Source organism: Limnohabitans simekii (SeqCode), assembly GCF_965234735.1.
Classification (GTDB): domain Bacteria; phylum Pseudomonadota; class Gammaproteobacteria; order Burkholderiales; family Burkholderiaceae_C; genus Limnohabitans; species Limnohabitans simekii.
In genome coordinates this window covers 182974-207531 of sequence record NZ_OZ248540.1, presented here as the reverse complement: position 1 = coordinate 207531, position 24558 = coordinate 182974, and the positions used below count along the sequence as shown (strand labels likewise).

The 24558-nt window shown below is 57.6% G+C and carries 21 protein-coding genes and 1 pseudogene; 1 reads left to right on the top strand and 21 read right to left on the bottom strand.

The annotated features are described in order from the left end of the window. Positions 1-5: 5 nt before the first annotated feature. The 11 genes and pseudogenes from hfq to AC8GFP_RS01000 form a co-directional block, all read right to left on the bottom strand. Positions 6-251, bottom strand: coding sequence for an RNA chaperone Hfq (gene hfq, locus AC8GFP_RS01050; protein WP_506609401.1), 246 nt, complete (start codon positions 249-251; stop codon positions 6-8). An 82-nt stretch (positions 252-333) separates the two neighbouring features. Beyond that, on the bottom strand, positions 334-1671 hold the full coding sequence (gene der / locus AC8GFP_RS01045; protein WP_506609399.1) for a ribosome biogenesis GTPase Der: 1338 nt from the start codon (positions 1669-1671) through the stop codon (positions 334-336). A gap of 16 nt (positions 1672-1687) precedes the next feature. Next, positions 1688-2782, bottom strand: coding sequence for an outer membrane protein assembly factor BamB (gene bamB / locus AC8GFP_RS01040; RefSeq protein WP_506609397.1), 1095 nt, complete (start codon positions 2780-2782; stop codon positions 1688-1690). 32 nt (positions 2783-2814) lie between these two features. Beyond that, the gene (locus tag AC8GFP_RS01035; RefSeq protein ID WP_506609395.1) at positions 2815-3480 is read right to left on the bottom strand and encodes a YfgM family protein; all 666 of its coding nucleotides are present in this window, start codon (positions 3478-3480) and stop codon (positions 2815-2817) included. Positions 3481-3503: 23 nt separating this feature from the next. Further along, a complete protein-coding gene (hisS, locus tag AC8GFP_RS01030) occupies positions 3504-4799 on the bottom strand; it encodes a histidine--tRNA ligase (protein WP_506609393.1) in 1296 nt (431 codons plus the stop codon). A gap of 21 nt (positions 4800-4820) precedes the next feature. Next, on the bottom strand, positions 4821-6080 hold the full coding sequence (gene ispG / locus AC8GFP_RS01025) for a flavodoxin-dependent (E)-4-hydroxy-3-methylbut-2-enyl-diphosphate synthase (protein ID WP_506609391.1): 1260 nt from the start codon (positions 6078-6080) through the stop codon (positions 4821-4823). Positions 6081-6089: 9 nt separating this feature from the next. After that, positions 6090-7199, bottom strand: a complete 1110-nt coding sequence (rlmN, locus tag AC8GFP_RS01020) for a dual-specificity RNA methyltransferase RlmN (protein WP_506609389.1) — start codon at positions 7197-7199, stop codon at positions 6090-6092. Between the two features lie 22 nt (positions 7200-7221). Continuing rightward, complete coding sequence (gene ndk, locus AC8GFP_RS01015; RefSeq protein ID WP_506609388.1) at positions 7222-7647, bottom strand: nucleoside-diphosphate kinase; 426 nt, start codon at positions 7645-7647, stop codon at positions 7222-7224. Positions 7648-7695: 48 nt separating this feature from the next. After that, a pseudogene (locus tag AC8GFP_RS01010) lies at positions 7696-8721 on the bottom strand (pseudouridine synthase); the annotation flags it as partial. Positions 8722-8732: 11 nt separating this feature from the next. Next, positions 8733-9428, bottom strand: a complete 696-nt coding sequence (gene scpB, locus AC8GFP_RS01005) for an SMC-Scp complex subunit ScpB (RefSeq protein WP_506609386.1) — start codon at positions 9426-9428, stop codon at positions 8733-8735. A gap of 28 nt (positions 9429-9456) precedes the next feature. Continuing rightward, complete coding sequence (locus AC8GFP_RS01000) at positions 9457-10473, bottom strand: RluA family pseudouridine synthase (RefSeq protein ID WP_506609385.1); 1017 nt, start codon at positions 10471-10473, stop codon at positions 9457-9459. Positions 10474-10515: 42 nt separating this feature from the next. On the opposite strand from AC8GFP_RS01000, the gene AC8GFP_RS00995 reads away from it, so the two are divergent. Next, a complete protein-coding gene (locus tag AC8GFP_RS00995; protein ID WP_506609383.1) occupies positions 10516-11304 on the top strand; it encodes an outer membrane protein assembly factor BamD in 789 nt (262 codons plus the stop codon). 28 nt (positions 11305-11332) lie between these two features. Here AC8GFP_RS00995 and yoaA read toward each other — a convergent pair whose 3' ends face one another. The 10 genes from yoaA to AC8GFP_RS00945 all read right to left on the bottom strand — a co-directional run bounded on the left by yoaA (position 11333) and on the right by AC8GFP_RS00945 (position 24555). Next, positions 11333-13348: a DNA repair helicase YoaA gene (gene yoaA / locus AC8GFP_RS00990; RefSeq protein ID WP_506609381.1), complete on the bottom strand. Its 2016-nt coding sequence runs from the start codon at positions 13346-13348 to the stop codon at positions 11333-11335. A 12-nt stretch (positions 13349-13360) separates the two neighbouring features. Continuing rightward, positions 13361-14020 (bottom strand): hypothetical protein, encoded by a 660-nt coding sequence (locus AC8GFP_RS00985; protein ID WP_506609380.1) that lies wholly within the window; start codon positions 14018-14020, stop codon positions 13361-13363. Next, positions 14017-15114: a cell division protein ZapE gene (zapE, locus tag AC8GFP_RS00980; protein WP_506609378.1), complete on the bottom strand. Its 1098-nt coding sequence runs from the start codon at positions 15112-15114 to the stop codon at positions 14017-14019. Before zapE ends, AC8GFP_RS00985 begins: the two co-directional genes overlap by 4 nt. 48 nt (positions 15115-15162) lie before the next feature. Next, the gene (locus AC8GFP_RS00975) at positions 15163-15690 is read right to left on the bottom strand and encodes a DNA-binding protein (protein WP_506609376.1); all 528 of its coding nucleotides are present in this window, start codon (positions 15688-15690) and stop codon (positions 15163-15165) included. Positions 15691-15692: 2 nt separating this feature from the next. After that, complete coding sequence (locus tag AC8GFP_RS00970; RefSeq protein WP_506609374.1) at positions 15693-15959, bottom strand: hypothetical protein; 267 nt, start codon at positions 15957-15959, stop codon at positions 15693-15695. A 184-nt stretch (positions 15960-16143) separates the two neighbouring features. Further along, the gene (gene lpdA, locus AC8GFP_RS00965) at positions 16144-17571 is read right to left on the bottom strand and encodes a dihydrolipoyl dehydrogenase (RefSeq protein ID WP_506609372.1); all 1428 of its coding nucleotides are present in this window, start codon (positions 17569-17571) and stop codon (positions 16144-16146) included. A gap of 56 nt (positions 17572-17627) precedes the next feature. Continuing rightward, complete coding sequence (odhB, locus tag AC8GFP_RS00960) at positions 17628-18899, bottom strand: 2-oxoglutarate dehydrogenase complex dihydrolipoyllysine-residue succinyltransferase (RefSeq protein ID WP_506609371.1); 1272 nt, start codon at positions 18897-18899, stop codon at positions 17628-17630. A 60-nt stretch (positions 18900-18959) separates the two neighbouring features. After that, complete coding sequence (locus AC8GFP_RS00955) at positions 18960-21839, bottom strand: 2-oxoglutarate dehydrogenase E1 component (RefSeq protein ID WP_506609369.1); 2880 nt, start codon at positions 21837-21839, stop codon at positions 18960-18962. A 183-nt stretch (positions 21840-22022) separates the two neighbouring features. Further along, the gene (locus AC8GFP_RS00950) at positions 22023-23927 is read right to left on the bottom strand and encodes a propionate--CoA ligase (RefSeq protein ID WP_506609367.1); all 1905 of its coding nucleotides are present in this window, start codon (positions 23925-23927) and stop codon (positions 22023-22025) included. 19 nt (positions 23928-23946) lie between these two features. Beyond that, positions 23947-24555, bottom strand: coding sequence for an isochorismatase family protein (locus AC8GFP_RS00945; protein WP_506609366.1), 609 nt, complete (start codon positions 24553-24555; stop codon positions 23947-23949). Between the last annotated feature and the right edge of the window lie 3 nt (positions 24556-24558).

Genomic DNA, 24558 nt, shown 5'->3' with positions numbered 1-24558 from the left:
CGCGTTCAGGCTTGTGAGTCAGGCGTATCGGCCTGGGCAAAATTCACAGGGCGGCCGGGTACGATGGTGGAAATCGCGTGCTTGTAAACCATTTGGGTAACGGTGTTGCGAAGCAACACAACGTATTGATCAAAGGATTCGATTTGGCCTTGCAATTTGATGCCGTTGACCAAATAAATGGATACCGGCACATGCTCTTTGCGCAAGATATTGAGGAACGGGTCTTGTAAAAGTTGCCCTTTTTGATTCACGATATTCTCCGTGTTTGCTGAGGAAGAATAACGATACCACAGCCTACTTACCCCTTTGAAAACAAGGGGTCGTTTCCAAGGGCTATCGCTCTTTGTCGGCGTAAGGGTTGCTGGAAGTTTTCAGCTCGATCCGCAAGGGTGTGCCTTCCAGCGAAAAAGCCTTGCGAAAACGCCCTTCCAAAAACCGCTTGTAAGCCTCGGTCACGTGCTCCAAGGAGTTGCCATGGATGACGATGACGGGCGGGTTCATGCCGCCTTGGTGGGCATAGCGCAATTTGGGACGGAACATGCCGGAGCGGTTGGGCGACTGGAACTGCACAGCTTCCAGCAACAAGCGCGTGAGCACCGGCGTGGACATTTTGCACATCGCCGCTTTGTGCGCCTGCGCTATAGAGGTCCAGACGGGGCCCAAGCCTTGGCGCTTGATGGCGGAAATATGGTGCAGTTTGGCGAACTTCAAGAAAGCCAAGCGGTTTTCAATGGAGCGGGCCAACAACTCACGCTGGTAAGCGTCCACCGCATCCCATTTGTTCACGGCCAAGACCACAGCGCGGCCACTCTCCAGCACAAAACCGGCAATGTGTGCATCTTGTTCGGTGACCCCTTGGGTGGCATCCAGCAACAACAGCACCACATTGGCCGATTCAATGGCTTGCAAGGTTTTCACCACCGAGAATTTTTCGATGGCCTCGAACACCTTGCCCCTGCGACGCAAACCTGCGGTGTCGATCAATTCAAACATCTGACCATCGCGCTCAAAGGGCACGCTGATGGCGTCGCGCGTGGTGCCTGGCATGTCAAAGGCCACCAAGCGCTCTTCACCCAACCAGGTGTTGATCAGGGTGGACTTACCCACATTGGGCCGTCCCACCACGGCCAAGCGGATGGGTTTGTCTTCGCCCTCTTCTTCATCCTCTTCTTCGGGTAAATGCAAGGGTTCCAGCGCCAACTCGATCATGCTGCGAATGCCCTGGCCGTGGGCTGCCGAAACCGGCAGCACTTCGCCCAAACCCAATTCGTAGAACTCGACCAAGCGGTGGCCTTGCTGCATGCCTTCGGCCTTGTTGGCCACCAACAAGCAAGGCTTGCCCAGGCGCCGCAAATAGTTGCCAATGTCATGGTCTTGCGCCGACAAACCGTCTCTGGCGTCGACCACAAAAATCACCGCATCCGACTCGGCCACCGCTTGCCGGGTTTGCTTGGCCATTTCTTTGAAGATGCCGCTTTCCGCGTCGGGCTCGAAACCGCCGGTATCGATGACGATGAATTCGTGCTTGCCCAACTTGGCATTGCCGTAGTGGCGGTCCCGGGTGAGGCCCGCGTAATCAGCCACGATGGCGTCACGTGTTTTGGTGATGCGGTTGAACAACGTGGATTTGCCCACGTTGGGGCGACCCACGATAGCGATGACTGGTTTCACAAAGGGTAACTGCCGCTCAAGGCAGTTGGTAGGCCTGCAAAAGACCGTTGCGCGTCAGCACCACAAAGCCTCCGTCAGGCAGTGCAGTAGGCGAGGAAGCAAAACCGGAGGCTGGGGTTTTCAGCTTGTTCATCAAACGACCATCTTGGCCAGACAGCACGTATAAATAGCCCCCAGCATCGCCCACAACCACCCCTTTGGAGGTCCACAAGGGGGCTGTCAGTTCGCGGTATTTCAGGCGGTCCGTGTCCCACAATCGTTCGCCTGTGCTGCGGTTCCAGGCTTGCACAACGCCATTGCTCTCTGCACCTGCCAGCGCCGTGCCATCCCCGCCAACACCCTGCACACCGTTGGCTGGACGGGTCCATAACAAGGCACCCCGTAAGGCGTCGACACAACCCACTTGGGCTTGGAAAGCACGCACACAAACAGAATTGTTCAGCCGTGATGGGCTGGCGACCAAATCCACCAGACGCTCCAAGTCGTTGATGCCGCGTGGATTGGCAATGGGGACTTCCCAGCGCACCTGGCCGTTGTCAGGATTCAAAGCCACCAATTTGCCGCCCAAACCCGCCAACAGGTTGTTTTGAAAGGCCATCAGCACGCCGTTTTGTTTCAAGACCAAGGCTTCGCCGCTGCGTTGCTGAACCCACAAGCGCTGGCCTGTGGCCAGGTCAAAAGCAGCGACAGAGCGGTCGGCCAACAACACAAAGACTCTCTCGCCTGCCACCAAGGGATTGGTGTACGACTGGGCCGTCAATCGGGTCCGCCAGCTGACTTTGCCATCAGCCACCGCCACCAGCTCGTTGCTGCGGGTGACAACCGCGACATTGCGGCCATCAAACCCAGCACCTGTATTCAAATCGGTTTTCAACGCAAGCTGCCACACCAAGCGTCCGGTGTCGGCACGAACCAAATGCACATGGCCATTTTTGCTGACCATGGCCAGTTGGCCGTCCTGCATTGGCAGGCTTTGGTTCAGGGCTGTGTCACCTGCCAGTTTGACGCTCCAAGCGGGAACCAAGGCCTGCTCAATCTTGACATCTCCGATCGCCTGAGCGCTGGGTTTGGGGCTGCTGCCACAAGCGCTGAGCAACAATGCTGCAGCCAAGCATGTAGATGGAGCGAGCAACAGTCGAAAATTCATTGTTTCTTCTCGGTGTCGGCGGTATTGACGCCCAAGGCAGCCAATTTGTAATCGACCATGCGACGGTAATCATTGCTGGCTTCCAAGCCTTTGTAAGCGCTCAGATAAAGGGGTTTGGCTTCTTCAGGTTTGTTTTGCAGCACGGCGATATCGCCCAGGCGGTCGTCAAACAAGGGCTGAAAACCAGTTGGTGCTTTGACGGTCTGCAGCAAGGCTTTGGCCTTGTCTAGGTTTTTTTGCTCCATCGCCAGGGCAGACAAACGCAAGCGCGCAAGCGCGACATAACCGTCCTCTTTGCCATGATCGATCACCCATTGCAGGGATTTTTCGGCTTCTGGCAAATTGGCTTTGTTGGCATAGATGCGGGCAGACAGCAAGGCCGCTTGCTGAGCAAAGGTGGTGCGACCAAATTGGTTTTGCAAATCAGCCAAGGATCGAGCCATCAGGGGTACATCAGCCCCACGAGCCGCATTTTCAAACGTGTCATACAGGACAGCCGCTTGGGTGGCTTGGCGCTGCTGCCAGTAATTCCAGCCGTTGTAGGAGGCGTAAACCAGCAAGACAGCGGTCACCAAGCCCGTGATCAGGTTGCCCCAACGCGCCCAAAAATGTTTGAATTGGTCTAGTTGCTCTTGTTCTTCGAGGTCAAGATGGGTGGCCATGGGATTCCAAAAGGTTTAAAAACTCAAGCCTGCGATTGTAGGCTGTGACCCCAGCGGCTGATTTGGCTCAAGTCTTCGGTGCGTTGAGCGCCCTGACCGTCGCGCAAAGCTTTCACCGTCACTTGCCCTTGGGTCAATTCATCGGGGCCAAACACCAAAGCGAAATGCGCCCCGCTGCTGTCGGCTTTTTTGAATTGTGACTTCATGCTGCCCATGCCTTCAACCGCACCACTGGGGGCATGCATTTGCACCGAGACACCCATCTGGCGCAGGCTTTGAAGCACCGGCAGCACTTGGGTCAAGGCCGAAGCCTCAGGGATGATGGCGTAGACATCGGGCACCAATTCGGCGGTGGCATCCCCCTGTTCTTTCAGCAACTCCAAAACGCGCTCTACGCCCAGTGCCCAACCGACGGCGGGTGCGGGTTTGCCGCCGATTTCAGCCACCAGATCGTCGTAGCGGCCACCGCCACACACCGTGCCTTGCGAGCCCAAGCGATCGGTGATGAACTCGAACACCGTCAGGTTGTAATAGTCCATGCCGCGCACCAAGCGCGGGTTGATGCTGTAGATCACGCCATTGGCGTCGAGCATGGCGCGAACCGCGTTGAAATGCGCCAGGCTTTCGGGCCCTAAGAAATCCAGCAGCTTGGGAGCCGCCTCATTCAAAGCCTTCATGGCGGGATTTTTACTGTCCAAAATCCGCAAGGGGTTGCTGTGAAGGCGACGTTTCGCGTCTTCATCAAGCTGGTTCAGGTGCTGCTCAAAGTACGCGATGAGCGCTGCGCGGTGTAGTTTGCGCTCGGGCGGCTGGCCCAAGCTGTTGAGCTCCAAACGCACATCTTTCAAGCCCAAGGCTAGCCACAAAGCATGGGCCAACAAAATCAATTCTGCGTCCACTTCAGGGCCGCCAAAACCCAAGGCTTCAGCTCCAATTTGATGGAATTGTCGGTACCTGCCGCGCTGGGGACGTTCGTGCCTGAACATGGGGCCCATGTAATACAAGCGCTTGCCACCGTCATAGAGCATGTTGTGCTCCACGGCTGCCCGCACCACACCTGCTGTGGACTCCGGGCGCAGGGTGAGCTGCTCGCCATTCAGGCGATCCTCAAACGAGTACATCTCTTTTTCAACGATGTCGGTCACCTCGCCCAAGCCGCGCACAAACAAAGCGGTCGGCTCGACGATGGGGGTGCGGATGTTGCGGTAAGCGTGCAAGTGCATCACTTGCCGAACGGCTGTTTCCAAGGCTTCCCAACGCGCAGAGTCGGGCGGCAAGATGTCGTTCATGCCTTTGACGGCGGTTAATTTGTCAGCCATGTTGCTCTAGGGCGGGGCGCATCAGGCGCTGACCGCGTATTTTTTCTGGATGTAGTTGTCGACGATGTCGTGGAATTCCTTGGCGATATTGTCGCCGCGCAAGGTGAGTGCTTTTTGGCCGTCGATGAACACGGGTGCGGCGGGCGCTTCGCCGGTGCCGGGCAAGCTGATGCCGATGTCGGCATGTTTGCTTTCACCAGGGCCATTGACGATGCAGCCCATGACCGCCACTTTCAGGTTTTCAACGCCTGGGTATTGCTTGCGCCACACCGGCATTTGCAAGCGCAAAAACTCGTCAATTTGCTGGGCCAGTTCTTGGAAGGTGGTGCTGGTGGTGCGGCCACATCCAGGGCAAGCAGTGACGCTGGGCACAAAGGTGCGCAAACCCAGCGCTTGCAAAATTTCGGTGGCAATCAGCACCTCTTGGGTGCGGGCTTCACCGGGCTGCGGGGTGAGCGACACGCGGATGGTGTCGCCAATGCCCTCTTGCAGCAGCACGCCCAAGGCCACGCTGGAAGCCGCGGTTCCCTTGGTACCCATGCCAGCTTCTGTGAGGCCCAAGTGCAAGGAATGGTTGGTGCGCTTGGCCAATTCGCGGTAGACCGCGATCAGGTCTTGCACCCCACTCATCTTGCAACTGAGGATGATTTGCTGGCGCGGCAAGCCCAGCCGTTCGGCCAGTTCAGCGGACTCCAAGGCGGAAGTGACCAGGGCTTGGTACATCACTTGTTTGGCGTCCCAAGGGTGGGCACGCAAGGCGTTCTCGTCCATGAGCTTGGCCAGCAGTTCCTGGTCCAAGCTGCCCCAGTTCACCCCGATGCGAACGGCTTTGTCGTATTGAATGGCCGCCTCGATCATTTGGGCAAATTGCTTGTCGTGCTTGTCGCCCTTGCCCACATTGCCGGGGTTGATGCGGTACTTGGACAGCGCTTGGGCACAGTCGGGGAATTCGGTCAGCAACCGATGCCCGTTGTAATGAAAGTCGCCGACCAAAGGAACGTTGATGCCCATCTTGTCGAGCTGCTCCCGGATGTAGGGCACGGCTTTGGCCGATTCGGGTGTATCAACGGTGATGCGCACCATCTCCGAACCTGCCAAGGCCAGTTCTTTCACCTGAATGGCGGTGCCAATGACGTCACCGGTGTCGGTGTTGGTCATGGACTGCACCCGCACCGGGGCATCGCCGCCGACCGTGACCACATGGCTGCCCCAACGCACCTGGGCTTGCAAGCTTTGATGTCGTGCGGGTTTGGAAAAAGGAATGGCTTGTTCGTCGGTCATGGTGAGCCTTCAAGCATGAATGCGAATGGTTTTGGCGCGACGCCCTGAGACATCGGTGCGGTCTTGGATGTCACCTGCCAATTGTCCACATGCCGCGGCGATGTCGTCGCCCCGGGTTTTGCGCACCGTGGTGACGATGCCCGCCTCGGACAAGATGGCGGCAAAAGCCTTGACCCGCTCGGGCGGTGAACGCAATAAACCAGAGGCGGGAAAAGGGTTGAAAGGAATCAGGTTGAACTTGCAAGGCGTGGGCTCGCCATCCGGCGGGCGCACCAAGGCGATGAGTTGCTCTGCATGTTCATCGCTGTCGTTCACACCGTCGAGCATGCAGTACTCGAAGGTGATGAAGTCGCGCGGGGCGTGGGCCAGGTAGTCGCGGCAGGATTGCAACAACTCGGCCAAGGGGTATTTCAAGTTCAGGGGCACCAGTTTGTCGCGCAAGCTGTCATTCGGCGCATGCAAGGACACGGCCAAGGCCACCGGGCAGTCTTGCGACAGGCGCTCGATCATGGGCACCACACCCGAGGTGGACACTGTGACACGGCGGCGCGACAAGCCATAACCGTGGTCGTCCAGCATGGTTTTCAGGGCGGGCACCAAGGCGCTGTAGTTTTGCAAGGGCTCGCCCATGCCCATCATCACCACGTTGGAGATGACGCGTTCGTCAGTGCCGCGTTCTAGGCGCAGGGTGCGTTCGGCAAACCACAATTGCGCCAAAATTTCAGCGGTGGTGAGGTTGCGGCTGAAGCCTTGGGCGCCGGTTGAGCAAAACGGACACCCCACGGCGCAACCGGCTTGCGAAGACACACACAATGTGCCACGGTCGGTTTCGGGGATGAAGACGGTTTCAATCGCGTTGCCCTGCCCCACATCGAACATCCATTTGATGGTGCCGTCGGCCGAGTCATGGCGACTGACCACAGGCAAAGCGTCAATGCTGGCGTTGGCTTGGAGTTTGGTGCGCAGGCTGAGCGCCAGGTCGGACATCTGCGCAAAGTCTGAGACGCCTTTGTGGTGGATCCAGCGAAACAGCTGGACCGCCCGAAATTTTTTCTCGCCTTGGGTCAAGCACCATGCGACCAAACCATCGAGATCAAAGTCGAGCAGGTTGGTCTTCATGGCGAGGCGGCGAGAACCGCTTTCAATGTCCGAAAACGTTCATTCCAGCAAAGAAGAAACCGATTTCGTGGGCCGCGGTGTCAGGACCGTCGGAGCCGTGCACCGCATTGGCGTCAATGCTGTCGGCGAAATCAGCGCGGATGGTGCCTTTGTCGGCCTTCTTGGGATCGGTAGCCCCCATCAGATCGCGGTTTTTCAGGATGGCGTTCTCGCCTTCGAGCACCTGGATCATGACCGGGCCGGAGATCATGAAGTCGACCAAGTCTTTGAAGAAAGGACGGGCTTTGTGCACGCCGTAGAAGGCTTCGGCTTCGCCACGGCTGAGGTGAGCCATGCGAGCGGCGATGACTTTGAGGCCAGCGCCTTCAAAGCGAGCGTAAATTTGACCGATGACGTTTTTAGCAACGGCGTCAGGTTTGATGATGGAGAGGGTGCGTTCGATGACCATGAGAAAGATTCCAGGAAGTTGTCAAAAAATAAAGAGGGCTTGTGCCCGTTAGAAGCCCATTTTAGCTCGGCGGGGCAAGGCCTTTTTGCGAGCGGCATCTGTTTTTTGGTCGCGCCGCTGACGCGACAGGCTTTCGCCACCAATAAAGCCTGCCGCAGAGCCTGCCACAGCACGTTTGCCAGCAACAGCGGACACCGATTTGGCTGGGGCGGATTTGCGCCCCGGCGCGGCTTTGGACACGCTGCGGGCCAAGCCAACGCTGCGCACCAATTGCTCGGTGTCCAAGGCGTCCAGCTCCATCCACTCGCCGCGTTTCAAACCCCGCGGCAGCATCATTTTTCCGTAGCGGATGCGAATCAGGCGGCTGACCGCATGGCCGACCGCTTCAAACATGCGGCGCACTTCGCGGTTGCGCCCTTCTTGGATGGTGACGCGGTACCAGCAATTCGCGCCCTCGCCGCCGCCATCTTCCAAGCTGCCAAAACGAGCTTCGCCATCTTCAAGTTGAACACCCGCCAACAATTTGGCTTTTTCAATGTTGCTGAGTGCACCCAGCACCCGCACGGCGTATTCACGCTCCAAGCCAAAGCGGGGATGCATCAGCTTGTTGGCCAACTCACCGGAATTGGTGAACAGCAACAAGCCCTCGGTGTTCAGGTCGAGGCGACCCACCGACTGCCATTTGCCGTTTTGCAGGCGCGGCAGTTTGCGAAACACCGTGGGTCGGCTTTGCGGGTCGTCGTGGCTGACGATTTCGCCGGTAGGCTTGTGATAAGCAATGATGCGCGGGGGGGGTGGCTCGATGCGCAAATGCAGGGCACGGCCGTTGACCTTGACATGGTCCCCGTATTGGATGCGTTGCCCCACATGGGCGGGCTGGTCGTTCACCAACACCCGGCCTTGGGCAATCAGCGCTTCCATTTCCAAGCGCGAGCCCAAGCCAGACTGGGCCAAGACTTTGTGCAATTTGGGGGTTTCAGGCTGGGGACTGAGCACCCGCTTGAGCGGTTCAGGGGCTTCTGCGGTGTCGGGTTGCGCGTCAAAAGCGCCAGAAACCACCTCGTTGAATTGAATACCTTTTTTGTTCACGCCTGGTTGCCTGGCTGGTTATCGTGCGGTTGGACGGGCAGATCAACTGCTGCTTCTGAAGGCGATGCTTCAGAAATCTCAGAGTCCTCGTCCGTCGCCTCCAAAACCATGCTGAGTTGCGATGAATCGACTTCTTCTTCCACTTGGGCCGTGAGTTGCTCGAAAAAACCTTCGCTGGCGGACTGGGCTTCCAGCGGTGGCAATTGGTCTAGAGAGGCCACGCCCAAATCGTCCAAAAACTGGCGGGTGGTGGCGTACAGCATGGGGCGACCCACGGTTTCGCGGTGACCGATCACCTCGACCCAGCCGCGGTCTTCCAACTGTTTGATGACCAGGGAATTGACCGTGACGCCCCGAATGTCTTCCATGTCGCCCCGAGTGACCGGCTGGCGGTAGGCAATGATGGCCAAGGTTTCCAGGGCAGCGCGGGAGTATTTGGGCGGTTTTTCGGGGTGCAATCGGTCGAGGAAATCGCGCATTTCGGGGCGACTTTGCATGCGCCAACCGCTGGCCACATTCACCAACTCCAAGCCGCGCTGGGCCCAGTCGAGCTGTATGTCTTGCAACAGGGTTTTGATGGTGTCGGCACCCAACTCGTCGTGAAAAAGCTGGCGCAACTCCCGCACCTGAAGAGGCTGGGTGGCACAAAGCAAGGCCGTCTCTAGGACACGCTTGGCTTCCAAGCTGTTCATGGTGTGTGGTCCGGGGAAATGAGGGTGCTCATTCTAGCCGAGGGGTCTGCAGCCCCATGGCGGCCAAGGCGGCCTGCATATCGGCGGGCAACGGGGCCTCAAACTGCAAGTCCAGGCCCGTGAACGGGTGGGTGAAGCCCAAACGGTAGGCATGCAAAGCCTGACGCTGAATCTCGGGGCTGTCGCTGCCGCCATACAGGCCGTCGCCCAGCAATGGCAAGCCAATGGCCGCCATGTGCACCCTGATTTGGTGGGTGCGCCCGGTGTGCAAGGTGCCATGCACCACACAACCCTGGTCGTTGCTGTCCCAACATTCGAAGCTGGTGTGGGCAGGTTTGCCAGATTGGCGGGCCAAGTCCACCACCGCCATGCGCAAGCGGTTGCGCGGGTCGCGCCCTACGGCCAATTCAACCTCACGCTCTTGGTCGCCACGCCAGGGGCGCTGAGACATCGCCAGGTACTCGCGGTGCACCGTGCGCTCGCCGATCATGGCCACCAAGGCGTCCATACAAGCGCGGGTTCGGGCCGTCACCATCAAGCCGCTGGTGTCTTTGTCTAGGCGGTGCACGATGCCCGCTCGGGGCACTTGTTTCAGACCTGGGTCGAGCGCCAACAAGCCATTGAGCAAGGTGCCGCTCCAGTTGCCCGGCGCAGGATGCACCACCAAGCCCACCGGCTTGTGGATCACCCGCAAGTGCGCGTCCTCAAACACCACCGCCAAGTCCATGGCTTGCGGCAAATAAGCCTGGGACATTTCAGTGGGCTGCAAACGCACGCTGTAGGTCTCGGCCGCTTTGACCAAATGGGCGACTTTGGTGATGGCCTGCGCTTGACTTGCGACACTGACACAACCGTCTTCAATCAGGTGTTTCAGGTGGTTGCGTGAAAACTCGGGCAGCAAAGCCACCAAAGCGCGGTCGAGTCGATCGCGGTGCAAGTCGGTGGGAATCAGGATGTCGCGGACTTCAGCGTCTTGGCCCAGCTCATCAGGCTCGACCTCTGCCAGCCCAGACGGCACCAAAGGATCGAGAACAGGAGGACGCATCGTTGATAATGAGATCAGTTCAAAGACTGAAGGTTCAAAGTGGTGAGATTTCTTTCATTATCGGTGTTGTTGTTCATGGGTTTGTTGCTGGGCTGTGCCACGGATGACAAAGACAAAACGGCGGGCATGAAGCCTGAAGAAATTTACGCCGAGGCCAAAGACAACATGCAGGGCAATTTGTACGACAAAGCCATTGTGCTGTTGGACAAATTGGAGGGTCGCGCTGCTGGCACGCCCCTGGCCCAACAAGCCCAGCTTGACAAAGCCTACGCCCAATACAAAAACGGTGACCGTGCCAACGCCATCGTCACCCTCGAGCGGTTCATGAAGCTCAACCCCGCCAGCCCGGCCATGGACTACGCCATGTACCTCAAGGGCACCATCAACTTCAATGACGACCTGGGCCTGATGTCCAAATGGTTCAAGCAAGATTTGGCCGAACGCGACCAAATGGCGGCTCGAGAATCATTTGAAGCCTACAAAGAACTGGTGACCCGCTTTCCGCAGTCCAAGTACGCGGAAGATGCTTCCTTGCGCATGCGCCACATCATCAATTTGCTGGCCAAGTCTGAAATCAAGGTGGCCTACTACTATTTCAAAAAAGGCGCTTATGTGGCGGCCATCAACCGCGCCCAAACCACGCTCAATGATTATCAAAACATCGCGGCCGTCGAAGATGCCTTGATCATTTTGGTGGAGTCTTACAAAGCCTTGGGCTTGACGCAGTTGCAAGATGACACCTTGCGGGTCTTGAAGCAGTCCTATCCCGACAGCAAGTACTTTCCCAAGCCCGGTAAACCGGCGGATACCAACTGGTACAAGTTTTGGTGAACGCCAGTTAGAGCGTTCAACAGCTGGCTCAAATTTTGGTGATGCCCCGCAGGGCACTGAGCAACTCGGGGAGTTGCTCGATGCGGTTCATGGGTGGCAAACCCGCCAACAAACGCCGACCATAGCCGGTATTCACCAGTCGGTTGTCGCACACCACCAAGGCACCGCGGTCGGTTTCTCGCCTGATCAAACGTCCTGCGCCTTGCTTCAAGGACACGGCTGCCTCGGGTAAAAAATAATCATTGAAGGCGCTGCGTCCCTGAGCTTCCAAGCGTTGGCTGCGGGCCTCCACCAGCGGATCGTTCGGCGGCGGGAAAGGCAGTTTGTCGATCACCACCGCTTGCAAGGCCTCGCCGGGCACATCAAAGCCTTCCCAAAAACTGGCTGTTGCCACCAGCACACAGCCTTTGCTGCCGGGGTCGATGCCTTTGCGAAAGCGGGTCATCAACTCCCGCTTGGGGCTGTCACCTTGTATCAAGATATCCAACTCGCCGCTGTCACCCAGCGCAGCTTGCAATTGAGCCCCAATCGCACGCAAGGCCCGCAAAGTGGTGGTCAGCACCAAGGTGCGGCCCCCCAAGGCGCGGGCAATCTGAATGGCCGTCTCACCCACTTCGGCACTGTGTCCCGGGTCTTTGGGAGGCACCATCAAACGTGGCACATGCACCCAAGCTTGTGCTTGATAGTTGAAAGGACTTTGCACCCGCAACACTTGGGCATTGGTCAAGCCGCAGGGCTCGGTGAACCAAGACAATTTGTCGTCATCCCCCAAGGTGGCCGAGGTGAAGATCCAGCTGCGCGGCAAGGGGGCATCGGTATTGTCACCCGGCATGGCCACGTCCGTGCCCAGCAATTTGTTTTGCACCGTTTCAGCAATGTCCAAGGGCGCCTCAAAACAGCGCATTTGTCCGCCCACCTCCACCCAACGCACCGAGCCATGGGCGCAGGGGCTTTCGAAATGGGCGATCAAGGACAGCACTTCTGACAATCGCTCGTGCAAGCGCTGAAAGTCGGGTGCGGCGTCCACCACGTTTTCAACCGCAGCTTGCAAGCGCTCTGCACGCTCGGTCACATCGTGTAAGGCTTGCGCCCAATCCAAAGGGTGAACGCCCTGTGGCTCAGGGTCACTCCATTTGAGCTTGGTGTTGGCGGGGTGCTTGCCCACCACCAAACGCCAATCGCGCAGGGTTTTTTCAAACTCAGACACCACTTTTTGCCAGTCCACCAAACCCCGTGCCAGTTGCAAGCCCGCGGCCAAGACATCACGCGCCAAATCGAGGAGCTGGCCCGTGCCCAACTGCTTGCCTAAAAACTGAATGCCGGTTTCATTGAGCTGGTGCGCTTCGTCGAAGATGACCACACGCACTGACGGCAGCAATTCAGCCATCCCCGATTCACGCACCGCCATGTCAGCAAAAAACAAATGGTGGTTGATGACCACCACATCAGCGGCCATGGCTTCTCGGCGTGCCGCATTCACATGGCATTCGCGCCAATGCGGACAGGGTGAACCCAGACAGTTGTCGCGGTTGGAGGTGATCAAGGGAATCAAGGCCGACCGCTCGTCCAGACTGGGCACCTCGGCCAAATCACCCGTGCTGGTGGTGCGGGCCCAGGCTTGCACCTGGGCCAAGTTTTTCACGGCTTGGCGATCCGGCAACGTGGCGGCCTGTTGCGCCAACTCCAAACGCTGCTGACACAGATAGCTGCCCCGCCCTTTGAGCATGGCCAAACGAAGGGGCAGACCCAGGGCTTGCAACAACTCAGGGATGTCTCTGGCAAACAACTGGTCTTGCAAGGTTTTGGTGGCCGTGGACACCAAAATCCGTTCCCCGCTGAGCAAAGCAGGCACCAGATAAGCGAAAGTTTTGCCCACACCCGTTCCCGCCTCTACCACCAATGAACCACCGTGTGTCAGGGTATGGGCCACAGCCAAGGCCATCTCGGTTTGGCCAGCGCGTGGTTGGAAAAAAGGGGTGGCACGGGCCAGGGGACCATCCGGTGTGAACACCTCCTGCACGTGGTCGCTCAAAGCATCAGACAAGGGAGCACCCGATCATGGTGTGTCGCTAGGACGGGGCGGCAGGGGTTGGGCAGGCGGATTGCGAGACGCACTGTCCTTTTCAACCTGAGCTCGGTGTTGGGCAGCTTCATCCAGTTTGCGCTGGTGATTGGCGCGGGACTGTGCGGCTGCTTTCAGTTTGTCTTCGTGTTTTTGTCGCCGCTCCAAGACCTCCTGCACATGTTTAGCATGGGCTTCTCTTTTGGATGATTTCTCGGCTTCTTTGTCTTGTTGCTTTTGATTGGTGTCGATATGGCGCTCTTGTCTGTCCGACTGCTGCTGCAAACGATCAGCACGCTGTGATTCGCGCTCGGCCTGTTGATCTGGACTTTGTTTGTCTTCGGTGCGCTGCAAGGCCTCGGCAGCATTTTGCCGACGTTCAGCGTCATTGAGCACCAAGCTCAAGCGCTTGTGTTCATTGTCTTGTTTGTATTTGACTTGCCGCGCTTTTTCGAGGCACGAAGTGACGGCCAGTTTTTGATAACACGCTTTTTTGGTTGTCGAGTAGTCCGCGTCGATCTTGCTGCGCATCTGGGCGAGCTTGGCGCGTTCATCCACGATATTCAAGCCTTGCACCACCTGCGCATCAGGCTTGTCTTGAGCCATGGCCATCAGGCCACCCCAAAAGATGCCAAAAAAGAAAATGTATTTCATGTGAGCGAAGTATCCACCAACCGACGACCCAAGGCCAAAAAAGCAGCCGATTGCATTTCTCTGAGCCTGGACGCAGTGCGCGGAAATTCATGCGACATCGGACCTTGGGTGTAGAGCTTTTCAGGCTCGACATCGGCCTCAATAACGAGCTTGACATGGCGGTCATACAGCACATCGATCAACCAGGTGAAACGCCGCGCCTCCGAGGATAGGCGCACTTCCATTTGAGGGACACCGCTGAGAAATACCGTGTGAAATTGGCTGGCGATTTCCAAGAAGTCGTTTTGCGAACGAGGCCCGCCACACAAGACCTTGAAATCAAACCAGACCACGCCACCGGCGCGTCGCTTGGCCCAAATTTTTCGACCTTCAATCAGCAACAAGCCGTCTTCCTCGGCGGCATCTGCCAAGCGATTGAAAGTGGTTTGCATCAAGGCTTGGTTGTCGCTGCTGCAAGGCGTCAAGTACAACTGCGCTTGTTCGAGCACCAAGCTGCGGTAGTCGGTGCCATTGTCCACATTCACCACCTGCATGGTGTCGTTCAGCAAAGCAATGGCTGGCAGCAAGCGGTCGCGGTGCAAGCCATCGGGGTACAACTCGTCGGGCTTGAAATTGGAAGTGGTGACAAAGCCAATGTTGTTGGCTTGCATGGCCACCAGCAAGCGGTGAAGAATCATCGCGTCGGTGATGTCAGCGATGTGAAACTCATCGAAACAAATGAGTTTGAACCGCTTGGCCATGCGTCGGCCCAACTCATCTAAGGGGTTGGTCGTGCCTTGCAACTCGCGCAGTTCGCGGTGCACTTCCCGCATGAACTCGTGGAAATGCAAGCGGGTTTTGCGCTCAATATTCACCGCGTTGAAAAAACAATCCATCAAAAAACTTTTGCCCCGCCCTACCCCGCCATACAAATACACGCCTTTTGGAATATCGGGGTGGTTGATGAGTTTTTTCAATGCATTGGCGCGTTTTTTCTTGTACCCCGCCCATTCGTCTGCGCAAAGCTCCAAGGCCTCCACGGCCCGCAGTTGCGCCGGGTCGCTGGTGAAGCCTCGGGCTTTCAATTCACGTTGATAAATGCTGGTGACGGACATGAGAGAAGTATTGTGCCTTGCGCAAACCCATTGACAGGGTGCTTGAGTCTATGAAGTGACCAGCATGAGGAGTTTTCGCTTTGCAGACGCTTTGATTTGCTGCGATTGCTTGATCAAGTTCACCTGTTTTGTGGCCTCGGCGACTTGTATCAATTTGGGGTCAAGCTGATAGGAAAGTTGGGTTTCAAGCCATTTCAACATGTCAACCAAGTGCCAAAGGCTGGTGGTGCCGTCATGGACCGGCGAAGGGAAATACGCACCATGCGTCAACATCAATTTGCGCAGATTTTGACGGCTAACGCCTACCAAGTCGGCAATGTCTGTCAGGCCTACCAAGTCAGGCGTGGCTTCAACCAACTTGGCAAACGGCGCCGCTTTTTTCACATCCTTCAAGGCTGAACGCATGGCTTCTTGCGCGTTGGCTGCTTGCCTCGAAAATTCAAGCGCCAACCTCCCTGTTTGCCCCACACCCACCAAAGCATCTTCGCAACCACCCACTGCCAAACGTTCCATCAATTCGGCTTCAGTGGTTTCATTGTTTTCAAGCACATATTTCAGGGTGAAGATGAATTCCATGCTCAATCTTTCTTCAGTTGGGTTCGAGACTTTTGCTGGATGCAGTTGTCGACAACGCGTCGAATGGCTCTGGCGTGACTCTCTGGATTTTTGGGCGTACTCCAAATACTGGCAATGCAAAACTCACCGCACCGACAGCCTTCATCATCATCAGGGCAATAAATTTGCCCCCATGCATGGGAACCGCCAGGAACAATGCGCCAACCATGGGTCTGGGCGTATTGAAGGGCGTGCTCAATTTCTTTGTTGGGGTGACGGGATCGTGTCATCCTTGACTCCAAAGCTTAATGGAACGAATACTGGTTGTCAATAGACAACCTAAATTACTCCGAATTCGATACCAACAAGCTTATTCATGCCAACAATGCCACGTGAAAGTTGCACGTTCAATTTAGTTGAGTCAAAAAAAGCCTGCTGTTGCCAGCAGGCTTGTCTGATCAAGGTCGAACACGTTTAAAAGTTCAGGGTGCGCTTGTCCACTGCCAAGGCCGCTTCTTTGGTGGCTTCGCTGAGGGATGGATGTGCATGGCAAATGCGGGCAATGTCTTCAGCACTGGCTTTGAATTCCATGGCGACCACGGCTTCTGAGATCAACTCCGACACCTGTGGACCGACCATGTGCACACCCAAAATTTCATCGGTGGTGGCATCGGCCAAAAACTTCACCATGCCGGTGGTGTCGCCCAAAGCACGGGCACGGCCATTGGCCAAGAAGGGAAAGGTGCCCGCTTTGTAAGCCACGCCATCGGCCTTGAGTTGCTGCTCGGTGCGACCTACCCAAGCGATTTCGGGACTGGTGTAAATGACCCAGGGGATGGTGTTGAAGTTGACATGACCATGCTGACCTGCAATGCGCTCGGCCACCGCCACGCCCTCTTCTTCGGCTTTGTGCGCAAGCATGGGGCCACGTACCACATCGCCCACCGCCCAGACACCAGGCAAGTTGGTCTTGCAATCGGCGTCCACCACAATCGCGCCGCGCTCATCAAGCGCCAAGCCCACCGCCTCGCCATTCAAGCCCTTGGTGTTGGGCACACGACCAATGGAAACGATGAGCTTGTCGGCCTCCAACTTCACCGCCTCGCCCTTGGCGTTGGTGTAATTCACCGCCACGCCTTTTTTGCCGTTGACGATCTCGCCGACTTTGACGCCGAGTTCAATCTTCAAGCCTTGCTTGTCAAACGCCTTCTTGGCTTCTTTGGCGATTTGCTCGTCCACCGCGCCGAGGAAGGTAGGCAGACCTTCAAGAATGGTGACTTCGGCGCCGAGACGACGCCAGACCGAGCCCATTTCCAAACCAATGACGCCAGAGCCAATGAGTGCCAATTTCTTGGGCACAGCGCCCACACGCAACGCGCCGTCGTTGGACAACACGTTCACCTCGTCAAACGGTGTGCCGGGCAAGGCACGCGCACTGGAGCCAGTGGCGATGATCACTTGCTTGGCAACGAGAGACTCTTCGTTTTTGCCGTTCACCTTGACCTCATAGCCAGCATCCGATTTGCTGGCGAATGCGCCACGACCGTGGAAAAACGCGACCTTGTTTTTCTTGAACAAAAACAAAATACCGTCGTTGTTTTGCTTGACCACCGTGTCTTTGCGCTTGAGCATTTGCGCCACATCCATCTTCACGCCGGTGGCGCTGATGCCGTGCTCTGCGAAGTGGTGGTTGGCGTGGTCAAAGTGCTCGGAGGATTGCAGCAAGGCCTTGGAGGGAATGCAACCCACATTGGTGCAGGTGCCGCCGGGAGCTGGGCCACCGGCTGCGTTTTGCCACTCGTCAATGCAAGCGACCTGGAAACCGAGTTGGGCAGCGCGAATGGCGGCGATGTAGCCGCCGGGGCCTGCGCCGATGACGACGACGTCAAATTGTTTGCTCATGGAATGTTTCTTTCAAAGGCCAGGTCTTCGCATTGAAAACCTGGCTGGTCCTGTCATCAAATATCGAACAGCAAGCGAGCCGGGTCTTCCAGCGCTTCCTTCATGGCCACCAAACCCAACACGGCTTCGCGCCCGTCGATGATGCGGTGGTCGTAGGACATGGCGAAGTAGTTCATGGGGCGCACCACCACTTGGCCGTTTTCCACCATGGCGCGGTCTTTGGTGGCATGCACACCCAAGATGGCCGATTGCGGTGGGTTGATGATGGGGGTGGACATCATGGAGCCGAAGGTGCCGCCGTTGGAGATGGAGAAAGTGCCGCCGGTCATTTCTTCCAGCCCCAATTTGCCGTCCCGCGCTTTGGCACCAAAGTCGGCAATTTTCTTTTCAATATCGGCAAAGCTCATTTGATCCGCGTTGCGCAGGATCGGTACCACCAAACCACGCGGTGAACCCACGGCAATGCCAATGTCGAAATAGCCGTGGTAGACGATATCGTTGCCGTCCACGGAGGCGTTCAAAACAGGGAATTTCTTCAAAGCATGCACCGCCGCTTTGACGAAGAAGCTCATGAAGCCCAGCTTCACGCCATGTTCTTTTTCAAAACGCTCTTGCATGCGTTTGCGCATCTCCATGACCGGGGCCATGTTGATTTCATTGAAGGTGGTGAGGATGGCGTTGGTGGATTGCGATTGCAGCAAACGCTCGGCGACACGGGCACGCAAACGCGTCATAGGAACGCGTTGCTCTGGGCGCTCACCCAAGTCAACGTTGGGCGCGACCACTTGCGGCAAGACCTTGGTGGGCACGCCGGTGGGGATGACACCCGAGGTGGACTGGACGCCAGCGGCCACCACCGAAGAGCCTGAGGCACCGCCTTGCACGGCGGTCAGGACATCACCTTTGGTGACGCGGCCGTCTTTGCCGGTGCCAGGGACCGAGCCTGCGGCGAGCTGGTTGTCGGCCATCAGCTTGGCGGCAGCGGGCATGGCCACGCCTGCATGGCTGGCACTGGCTGTTGTTGCTGCAACAGGCGCAGCAGCAGCGGGTTTGGCAGCGCTGACCGGGCCAGCCGCAGACGCGGTGGCGGTGGTGTCGATACGGGCAATCAATTGATCAGCCGCGACGGTAGCGCCATCGGCAGCCACGATTTCAACCAACACGCCAGCTGAAGGTGCAGGCACTTCGAGCACGACTTTGTCGGTCTCGACGTCGATCAAGATTTCGTCGACAGCAACCGCTTCGCCGACTTTTTTCTTCCATTGCAACAAGGTGGCTTCCGCCACGGATTCTGAGAGTTGCGGTACTTTGACTTCTACGATGGCCATGATGATGAGTCCTGAATGAGTGGGGCAGGCTTGGGGCGCAACACGCGCCCAACAAGCGGCTTACTTGGTCAATATGAAACCCTTGAGGCGTCCGAACGCGCCATCGACCAGCGCTTTTTGCTGGTCTTGGTGCAAGTGCGAATAGCCCACTGCGGGTGAAGCCGAGGCAGCGCGACCGCTGTAGCCCAGCTTTTGGCCAGCGGCCATGTTTTCAAACAGGTAGTGCTGCACAAAAAACCAAGCACCTTGGTTTTGCGGCTCATCCTGGCACCAGACCACTTCCGTGGCATTGGGGTATTTTTTCAACTCGGCGGCAAAGACTTTGTGCGGGAATGGATAGAGCTGCTCCAAGCGCAACAACACCGTGTCGTCATGCCCGTTCTCTTCACGTTTTTTCGACAGGTCGTAATAGACCTTGCCGGAACACACCACCACACGTTTGACCTTGTCGGTCTTGATGTCCTTGATTTCAGGAATGATGGTTTGGAAACCACCCTTGGTGAATTCGGCCAAGGTGGATGTGGCGTCTTTGTGGCGCAACAGCGATTTGGGCGTGAAGATGATCAGCGGCTTGCGCAGGTTGCGCACCATTTGGCGGCGCAGCACGTGGAAGATTTGGCTGGCGGTGGTGGGTTGCACGATTTGCATGTTGGTGTCGGCGGCCAACTGCATGAAGCGCTCGACACGCGCCGAGCTGTGCTCGGGGCCTTGGCCTTCGTAGCCGTGCGGCAGCATCAGGGTGATGCCGTTCACACGGCCCCATTTCACTTCACCGGAGGCGATGAACTGGTCGATCACCACTTGGGCACCATTGGCAAAGTCGCCAAACTGCGCTTCCCAAATGACCAAGGTGTTGGGGTCGTTGGAGGCGTAGCCGTACTCGAAGGCCAGCACCGCTTCTTCAGACAGGATGGAGTCGATGACGGTGAAGGGCGATTGGTTGTCCGCTGCGTTTTGCAGTGGGATGTAAGTTCCGGTGTCCCACTTCTCGCGGTTTTGATCATGAATCACCGAGTGGCGGTGGGTAAAGGTACCGCGTCCGGAGTCTTCGCCCGACAAACGCACTGGAAAGCCACTGGCCACCAAAGACGCAAACGCCATGTGCTCGCCCATGCCCCAGTCCACAGGCAAGTCGCCTCGGCCCATGGCAGCGCGGTCGTCATACACTTTTTTCACCAGCGGGTGCGCAGTGATGTTGGACGGCAAGGTGGTGATCCGTTCGGCCAAGCGCTTCCACTCGGGCATGGGGATGGCCGTGTCAGCGGCATCGGTCCATTTTTTGCCCAAAAACGGCGACCAATCGACGGTGAACTTGGTTTTGAAATTGGTCAGCACCGGGTCTGAAGTGTGCTTTCCAGCATCCAAGGCCGCGCGGTAAGCCTTGGCCATGTCGTCGCCTAAAGACTCGCCCAAGCCTTGGGAGGCCAATCGGTCGGCATACATTTTTCGGGTGCCAGGGTGGGCCGCGATTTTTTTGTACATCAGGGGTTGCGTGAGGCTGGGCGTGTCTTGCTCGTTGTGACCCAACTTGCGGAAACAAGTGATGTCGACCACCACGTCTTGGCTGAATTCCATGCGGTATTCCAGCGCCAACTGCGTGGCCAAGACCACGGCCTCGGGATCGTCACCATTCACGTGCAACACCGGTGCTTCCACCATCTTCACGATGTCGGTGCAAAACACGGAAGAACGCATGTCGCGCGGGTCTGAGGTGGTGAAACCAATTTGGTTGTTGATGATGATGTGCACTGTGCCGCCGGTGGAATAACCACGGGTTTGGGCCAGCGCCAGGGTTTCTTGATTCACGCCCTGGCCGCCGAAGGCCGCATCACCATGCACCAACACGGGCAGCACCTGGCTGCCTTTGGGGTCGCCACGGCGGTCCATGCGCGAACGCACCGAGCCTTCCACCACCGGGTTGACGATTTCCAAGTGCGAAGGGTTGAACGCCAAGCTCAGGTGCACCGGGCCGCCGGGGGTGGACACGTCCGAGCTGAAGCCTTGGTGGTATTTCACGTCACCCGCAGGCAACTCTTCGGGTGCGGTGTGGTCAAACTCGGCGAACAAATCGGCGGGCAATTTGCCCATGGTGTTCACCAACACGTTCAAGCGACCGCGGTGAGCCATGCCGATCACCACTTCTTGCACACCCTTGGCACCTGCTAATTGAATCAATTCGTCCATGGCGGCAATAAAGCTTTCACCGCCCTCCAAGGAGAAGCGCTTTTGGCCCACGTACTTGGTGTGCAAATAGCGCTCCAAGCCCTCGGCGGCGCTCAGGCGGTCGAGGATGTGTTTTTTCTTTTCGGCGCTGAAGGTGGGTTTGCTGCGGATGCTTTCCAGTTTTTGCTGCCACCAACGCTTTTGCGTCATGTCGGTGGTGTACATGTACTCGGCGCCCAAGGTGCCGCAATAGGTTTCGCGCAGGGCATTGACCAATTCGCGCAGGCTCATGCGGTCTTTGCCGAAGAAAGTGTTGCTGGTGTCGAACACGGTTTCTTGGTCGGCGTCGCCAAAGCCGTAAAAGGAAGGCTCGAGCTCGGGGATGTTGGGGCGGTCGATGCGTTGCAGCGGGTCCAGGTTGGCCCAGCGCTGCCCGACGTTACGGTAAGCGGCGATCAGCTGCTGCGCGGCGGTGCGTTTGCGGCCCATTTCGGCGTCGGCGCTGGCCATGACGACGCGGGTGCCTCCTTGCTTGGCGCGTTCGGCAAAGGCGTTGACCACGGGCAGGTGCGGCACGTCTTTGGCGTTGCTGCCGTCCACGGCGGGAACGTGCTGAAGCGCATCGAAGTACTGACGCCAGCTGTCGGGGACGCTGCCGGGGTTGGCGAGGTAGTTTTCGTACATCTCTTCAACGTAGGGAGCGTTGCCCCCGAAGAGATAGGTGTTGCTTGCGTAAGCTTGATAGACGGACGAACCCGTCTGCGATGAATCGCTCATGGCGCTGACCTCCGTTTCCCTGAAGGAAACATTAGCTTGGTTGAAGAACCCTCCACGACACGGCTGAACCGACTGGTGGATGCGACCAAGAAGTTCTCTTCTTGATGTGTGCGGCGATTGTGCCACCGAAGGCTGACTGTTTCACGACAAGCTTCAAATAATTGGGGTCAGATTCCAATTGATTTAATTGGAATCTGACCCCAATTGTTCTTTGATCTGCTGCAAGGGCGTTGGGTCGTCTATGGTGGTCAGGTCGCCGGGATCGCGTTTTTCGCAAACGGCTTGGATGGCGCGGCGCAACAATTTCCCGCTGCGGGTTTTGGGCAGCAGGCTCAGGAACAGCACGCGGGAAGGCCGGGCCACCGCGCCCAATTGGCTGTCCACCAGCTTCATGATCTCGCCCTCAAGCTTCACTCGCCCGGCGGCATCGCCCAAGGCCGAGGTGTCCTTGGCCACCACGAACGCCATGGCCACCTGCCCTTTGAGCTGATCGGCCACGCCCACCACCGCCACTTCGGCCACATTCAGGTGGCTGGAAATGCTTTCCTCGATTTCGCGGGTGCCCAGGCGGTGCCCGGCAACGTTGATCACGTCGTCGGTGCGGCCCAGGATGAAGAAATAACCTTCTTCGTCGCGCACACCCCAGTCGAAGGTGGAGTACATCAGCTTGCCGGGGATGCTTTGCCAATAGGTTTTGACAAAGCGCTGGTCGTCTCCCCACAAGGTTTGCAAGCAGCCGGGGGGCAGCGGCCCCTCGATGACGACCACGCCTTTTTGGTTCGCGCCGGTCAGGGCTTCGCCGGTGTTCTCATCCACCAATTTCACGTCGAAGCCGTACATCGGGATGCCGGGGCTGCCATATTTGCTGGCTTTTTTCTCCACGCCATTGGCAATGGTCAGGATGGGCCAGCCGGTTTCGGTTTGCCAGTAGTTGTCGATGATGGGTTTTTTCAGGCCGTCGGCAATCCATTGGGCCGTGGGCTCGTCCAAGGGTTCACCCGCCAAGTAAAGCGCTTTCAAGCTCGACAAATCGTTTTTGCTCAAGAGCGCCGGGTCTTGTTTCTTCAAGACCCGCACTGCGGTGGGCGCACTGAACATGTGGGTGACTTTGTATTTCTCGACCAGCTGCCACCAAATGCCGCCGTCCGGGCGGGTCGGCAAGCCCTCGTACATGAGCGTGGCCATGCCCGCCAGCAAGGGGCCGTAGATGATGTAGCTGTGCCCCACCACCCAACCGATGTCGCTGGTGGAGAAGTAGACCTGCCCTGGGTGGCCTTCAAAAATATGCTGCATGCTGGCGGCCAAGGCCACGGCATAGCCGCCGGTGTCACGCTGCACGCCTTTGGGTTTGCCGGTGGTGCCCGAGGTGTACAGCGTGTAACTGATGTGTTTGCTGTCCACCCATTCGCAGGCGACACGGGCATTCAGGTGTTGCTCACGCAAGGCCGCGTAGTCATGGTCGCGGCCTGCCACAGAGGTGAACGGCTCCAAGCCCCGGTTGACCATCAACACCGCCGTGGGTTTGTGCTGGCTGAGCGACATGGCTTCGTCCAGCAGGGGTTTGTAGGGCACCACCTTGCCGCCACGCGAACCCGCGTCGGCGCTGACCACCAACTTCGGGGTGGCGTCTTCAATCCGAGACGCCAAAGCATGCGCGGCGAACCCGCCAAACACCACCGAATGGATGGCGCCAATGCGCACGCAAGCCAGCATGGCAAACGCGGCCTCGGCAATCATCGGCATGTAAATCAACACCCGGTCGCCCTTGCCTACCCCTAAGCTTTTCAAGATGGCGGCCATGCGCTGCACCTCATCGCTCAGCTGGGCAAAGCTGTAAGTGACTTCGGTGTTGGTTTCGGTGGACACGTAAATCAGCGCGGGCTGATCGGCACGCTCGGCCAAGTGGCGGTCGACGGCGTTGTGGCACAAATTGGTGAGGCCGCCCTCAAACCAATGGGCAAACGGCGGTTTGCTGTAGTCACACACCTGCGTGGGTGGCACATGCCAGTCAATCAACTTGGCCTGTTCGCTCCAAAACCCCTCGCGGTCGTCTAAAGACCGGCGGTAAAACGCATCGTATGAACCCACAGCTGTCTCCTCAATTTTCTTATTTGATCAAGCCCTGGATGTCTTTGAAAAGCGGGTGTTCCGCCGTGCGCAGCCATTCGAACAAGACCATTTCGGTGGTCACCAACTCGGCACCGGCTCCGGCCAATCGGTCGTAGGCGGCATCCCGGTTGCGCTCGGTGCGTGAACTGCAGGCGTCGGTCACCACCCAGACTTCAAATTCATCCTCCAGCAAATCCAAAGCGGTTTGCAACACGCAGACATGCGCCTCGACACCGGCCAACACCACGCTGTTGCGCTCGGGGGCGCTGGCAGCGGGTTTTTGCAGGTGCTTGGGCAAGCTGCGGGTGTTGCCAACGGGCGGCTTGGTGGGCACCTCGGGGCGCAGCCATTGCGTCAAACCTTCTTCGCAAGCACTGAAATGCAATTTGGCCAAGGTTTGCCTACACAGGGCTTTCAAGGCGGCGTCATTCGCACCCAATTTGCCGGGGTTTTGCTCGGTACCCCAGACCGGCAGGTCAAGCAGCTTGGCAGCTTGGGCCAAACGCAGCGCATTGGCGAGGCATTCATCACCATGCGCGATGACCGGCAGCAAGCGGGCTTGCAAATCAATCAGCACCAATTGGCTTTCGTCGGCGTCGAGCAACATGGC

What these genes read in the sequence shown, in the direction of transcription:
- AC8GFP_RS01035 (WP_506609395.1), bottom strand. Translation starts at nt 3,480, where the DNA reads ATGGCCACCCATCTTGACCTCGAAGAACAAGAGCAACTAGACCAATTC.
- hisS (WP_506609393.1), bottom strand. Translation starts at nt 4,799, where the DNA reads ATGGCTGACAAATTAACCGCCGTCAAAGGCATGAACGACATCTTGCCG.
- ispG (WP_506609391.1), bottom strand. Translation starts at nt 6,080, where the DNA reads ATGACCGACGAACAAGCCATTCCTTTTTCCAAACCCGCACGACATCAA.
- rlmN (WP_506609389.1), bottom strand. Translation starts at nt 7,199, where the DNA reads ATGAAGACCAACCTGCTCGACTTTGATCTCGATGGTTTGGTCGCATGG.
- ndk (WP_506609388.1), bottom strand. Translation starts at nt 7,647, where the DNA reads ATGGTCATCGAACGCACCCTCTCCATCATCAAACCTGACGCCGTTGCT.
- scpB (WP_506609386.1), bottom strand. Translation starts at nt 9,428, where the DNA reads ATGAACAGCTTGGAAGCCAAGCGTGTCCTAGAGACGGCCTTGCTTTGT.
- AC8GFP_RS01000 (WP_506609385.1), bottom strand. Translation starts at nt 10,473, where the DNA reads ATGCGTCCTCCTGTTCTCGATCCTTTGGTGCCGTCTGGGCTGGCAGAG.
- AC8GFP_RS00985 (WP_506609380.1), bottom strand. Translation starts at nt 14,020, where the DNA reads ATGAAATACATTTTCTTTTTTGGCATCTTTTGGGGTGGCCTGATGGCC.
- zapE (WP_506609378.1), bottom strand. Translation starts at nt 15,114, where the DNA reads ATGTCCGTCACCAGCATTTATCAACGTGAATTGAAAGCCCGAGGCTTC.
- AC8GFP_RS00975 (WP_506609376.1), bottom strand. Translation starts at nt 15,690, where the DNA reads ATGGAATTCATCTTCACCCTGAAATATGTGCTTGAAAACAATGAAACC.
- AC8GFP_RS00970 (WP_506609374.1), bottom strand. Translation starts at nt 15,959, where the DNA reads ATGACACGATCCCGTCACCCCAACAAAGAAATTGAGCACGCCCTTCAA.
- lpdA (WP_506609372.1), bottom strand. Translation starts at nt 17,571, where the DNA reads ATGAGCAAACAATTTGACGTCGTCGTCATCGGCGCAGGCCCCGGCGGC.
- odhB (WP_506609371.1), bottom strand. Translation starts at nt 18,899, where the DNA reads ATGGCCATCGTAGAAGTCAAAGTACCGCAACTCTCAGAATCCGTGGCG.
- AC8GFP_RS00955 (WP_506609369.1), bottom strand. Translation starts at nt 21,839, where the DNA reads ATGAGCGATTCATCGCAGACGGGTTCGTCCGTCTATCAAGCTTACGCA.
- AC8GFP_RS00945 (WP_506609366.1), bottom strand. Translation starts at nt 24,555, where the DNA reads ATGTTGCTCGACGCCGACGAAAGCCAATTGGTGCTGATTGATTTGCAA.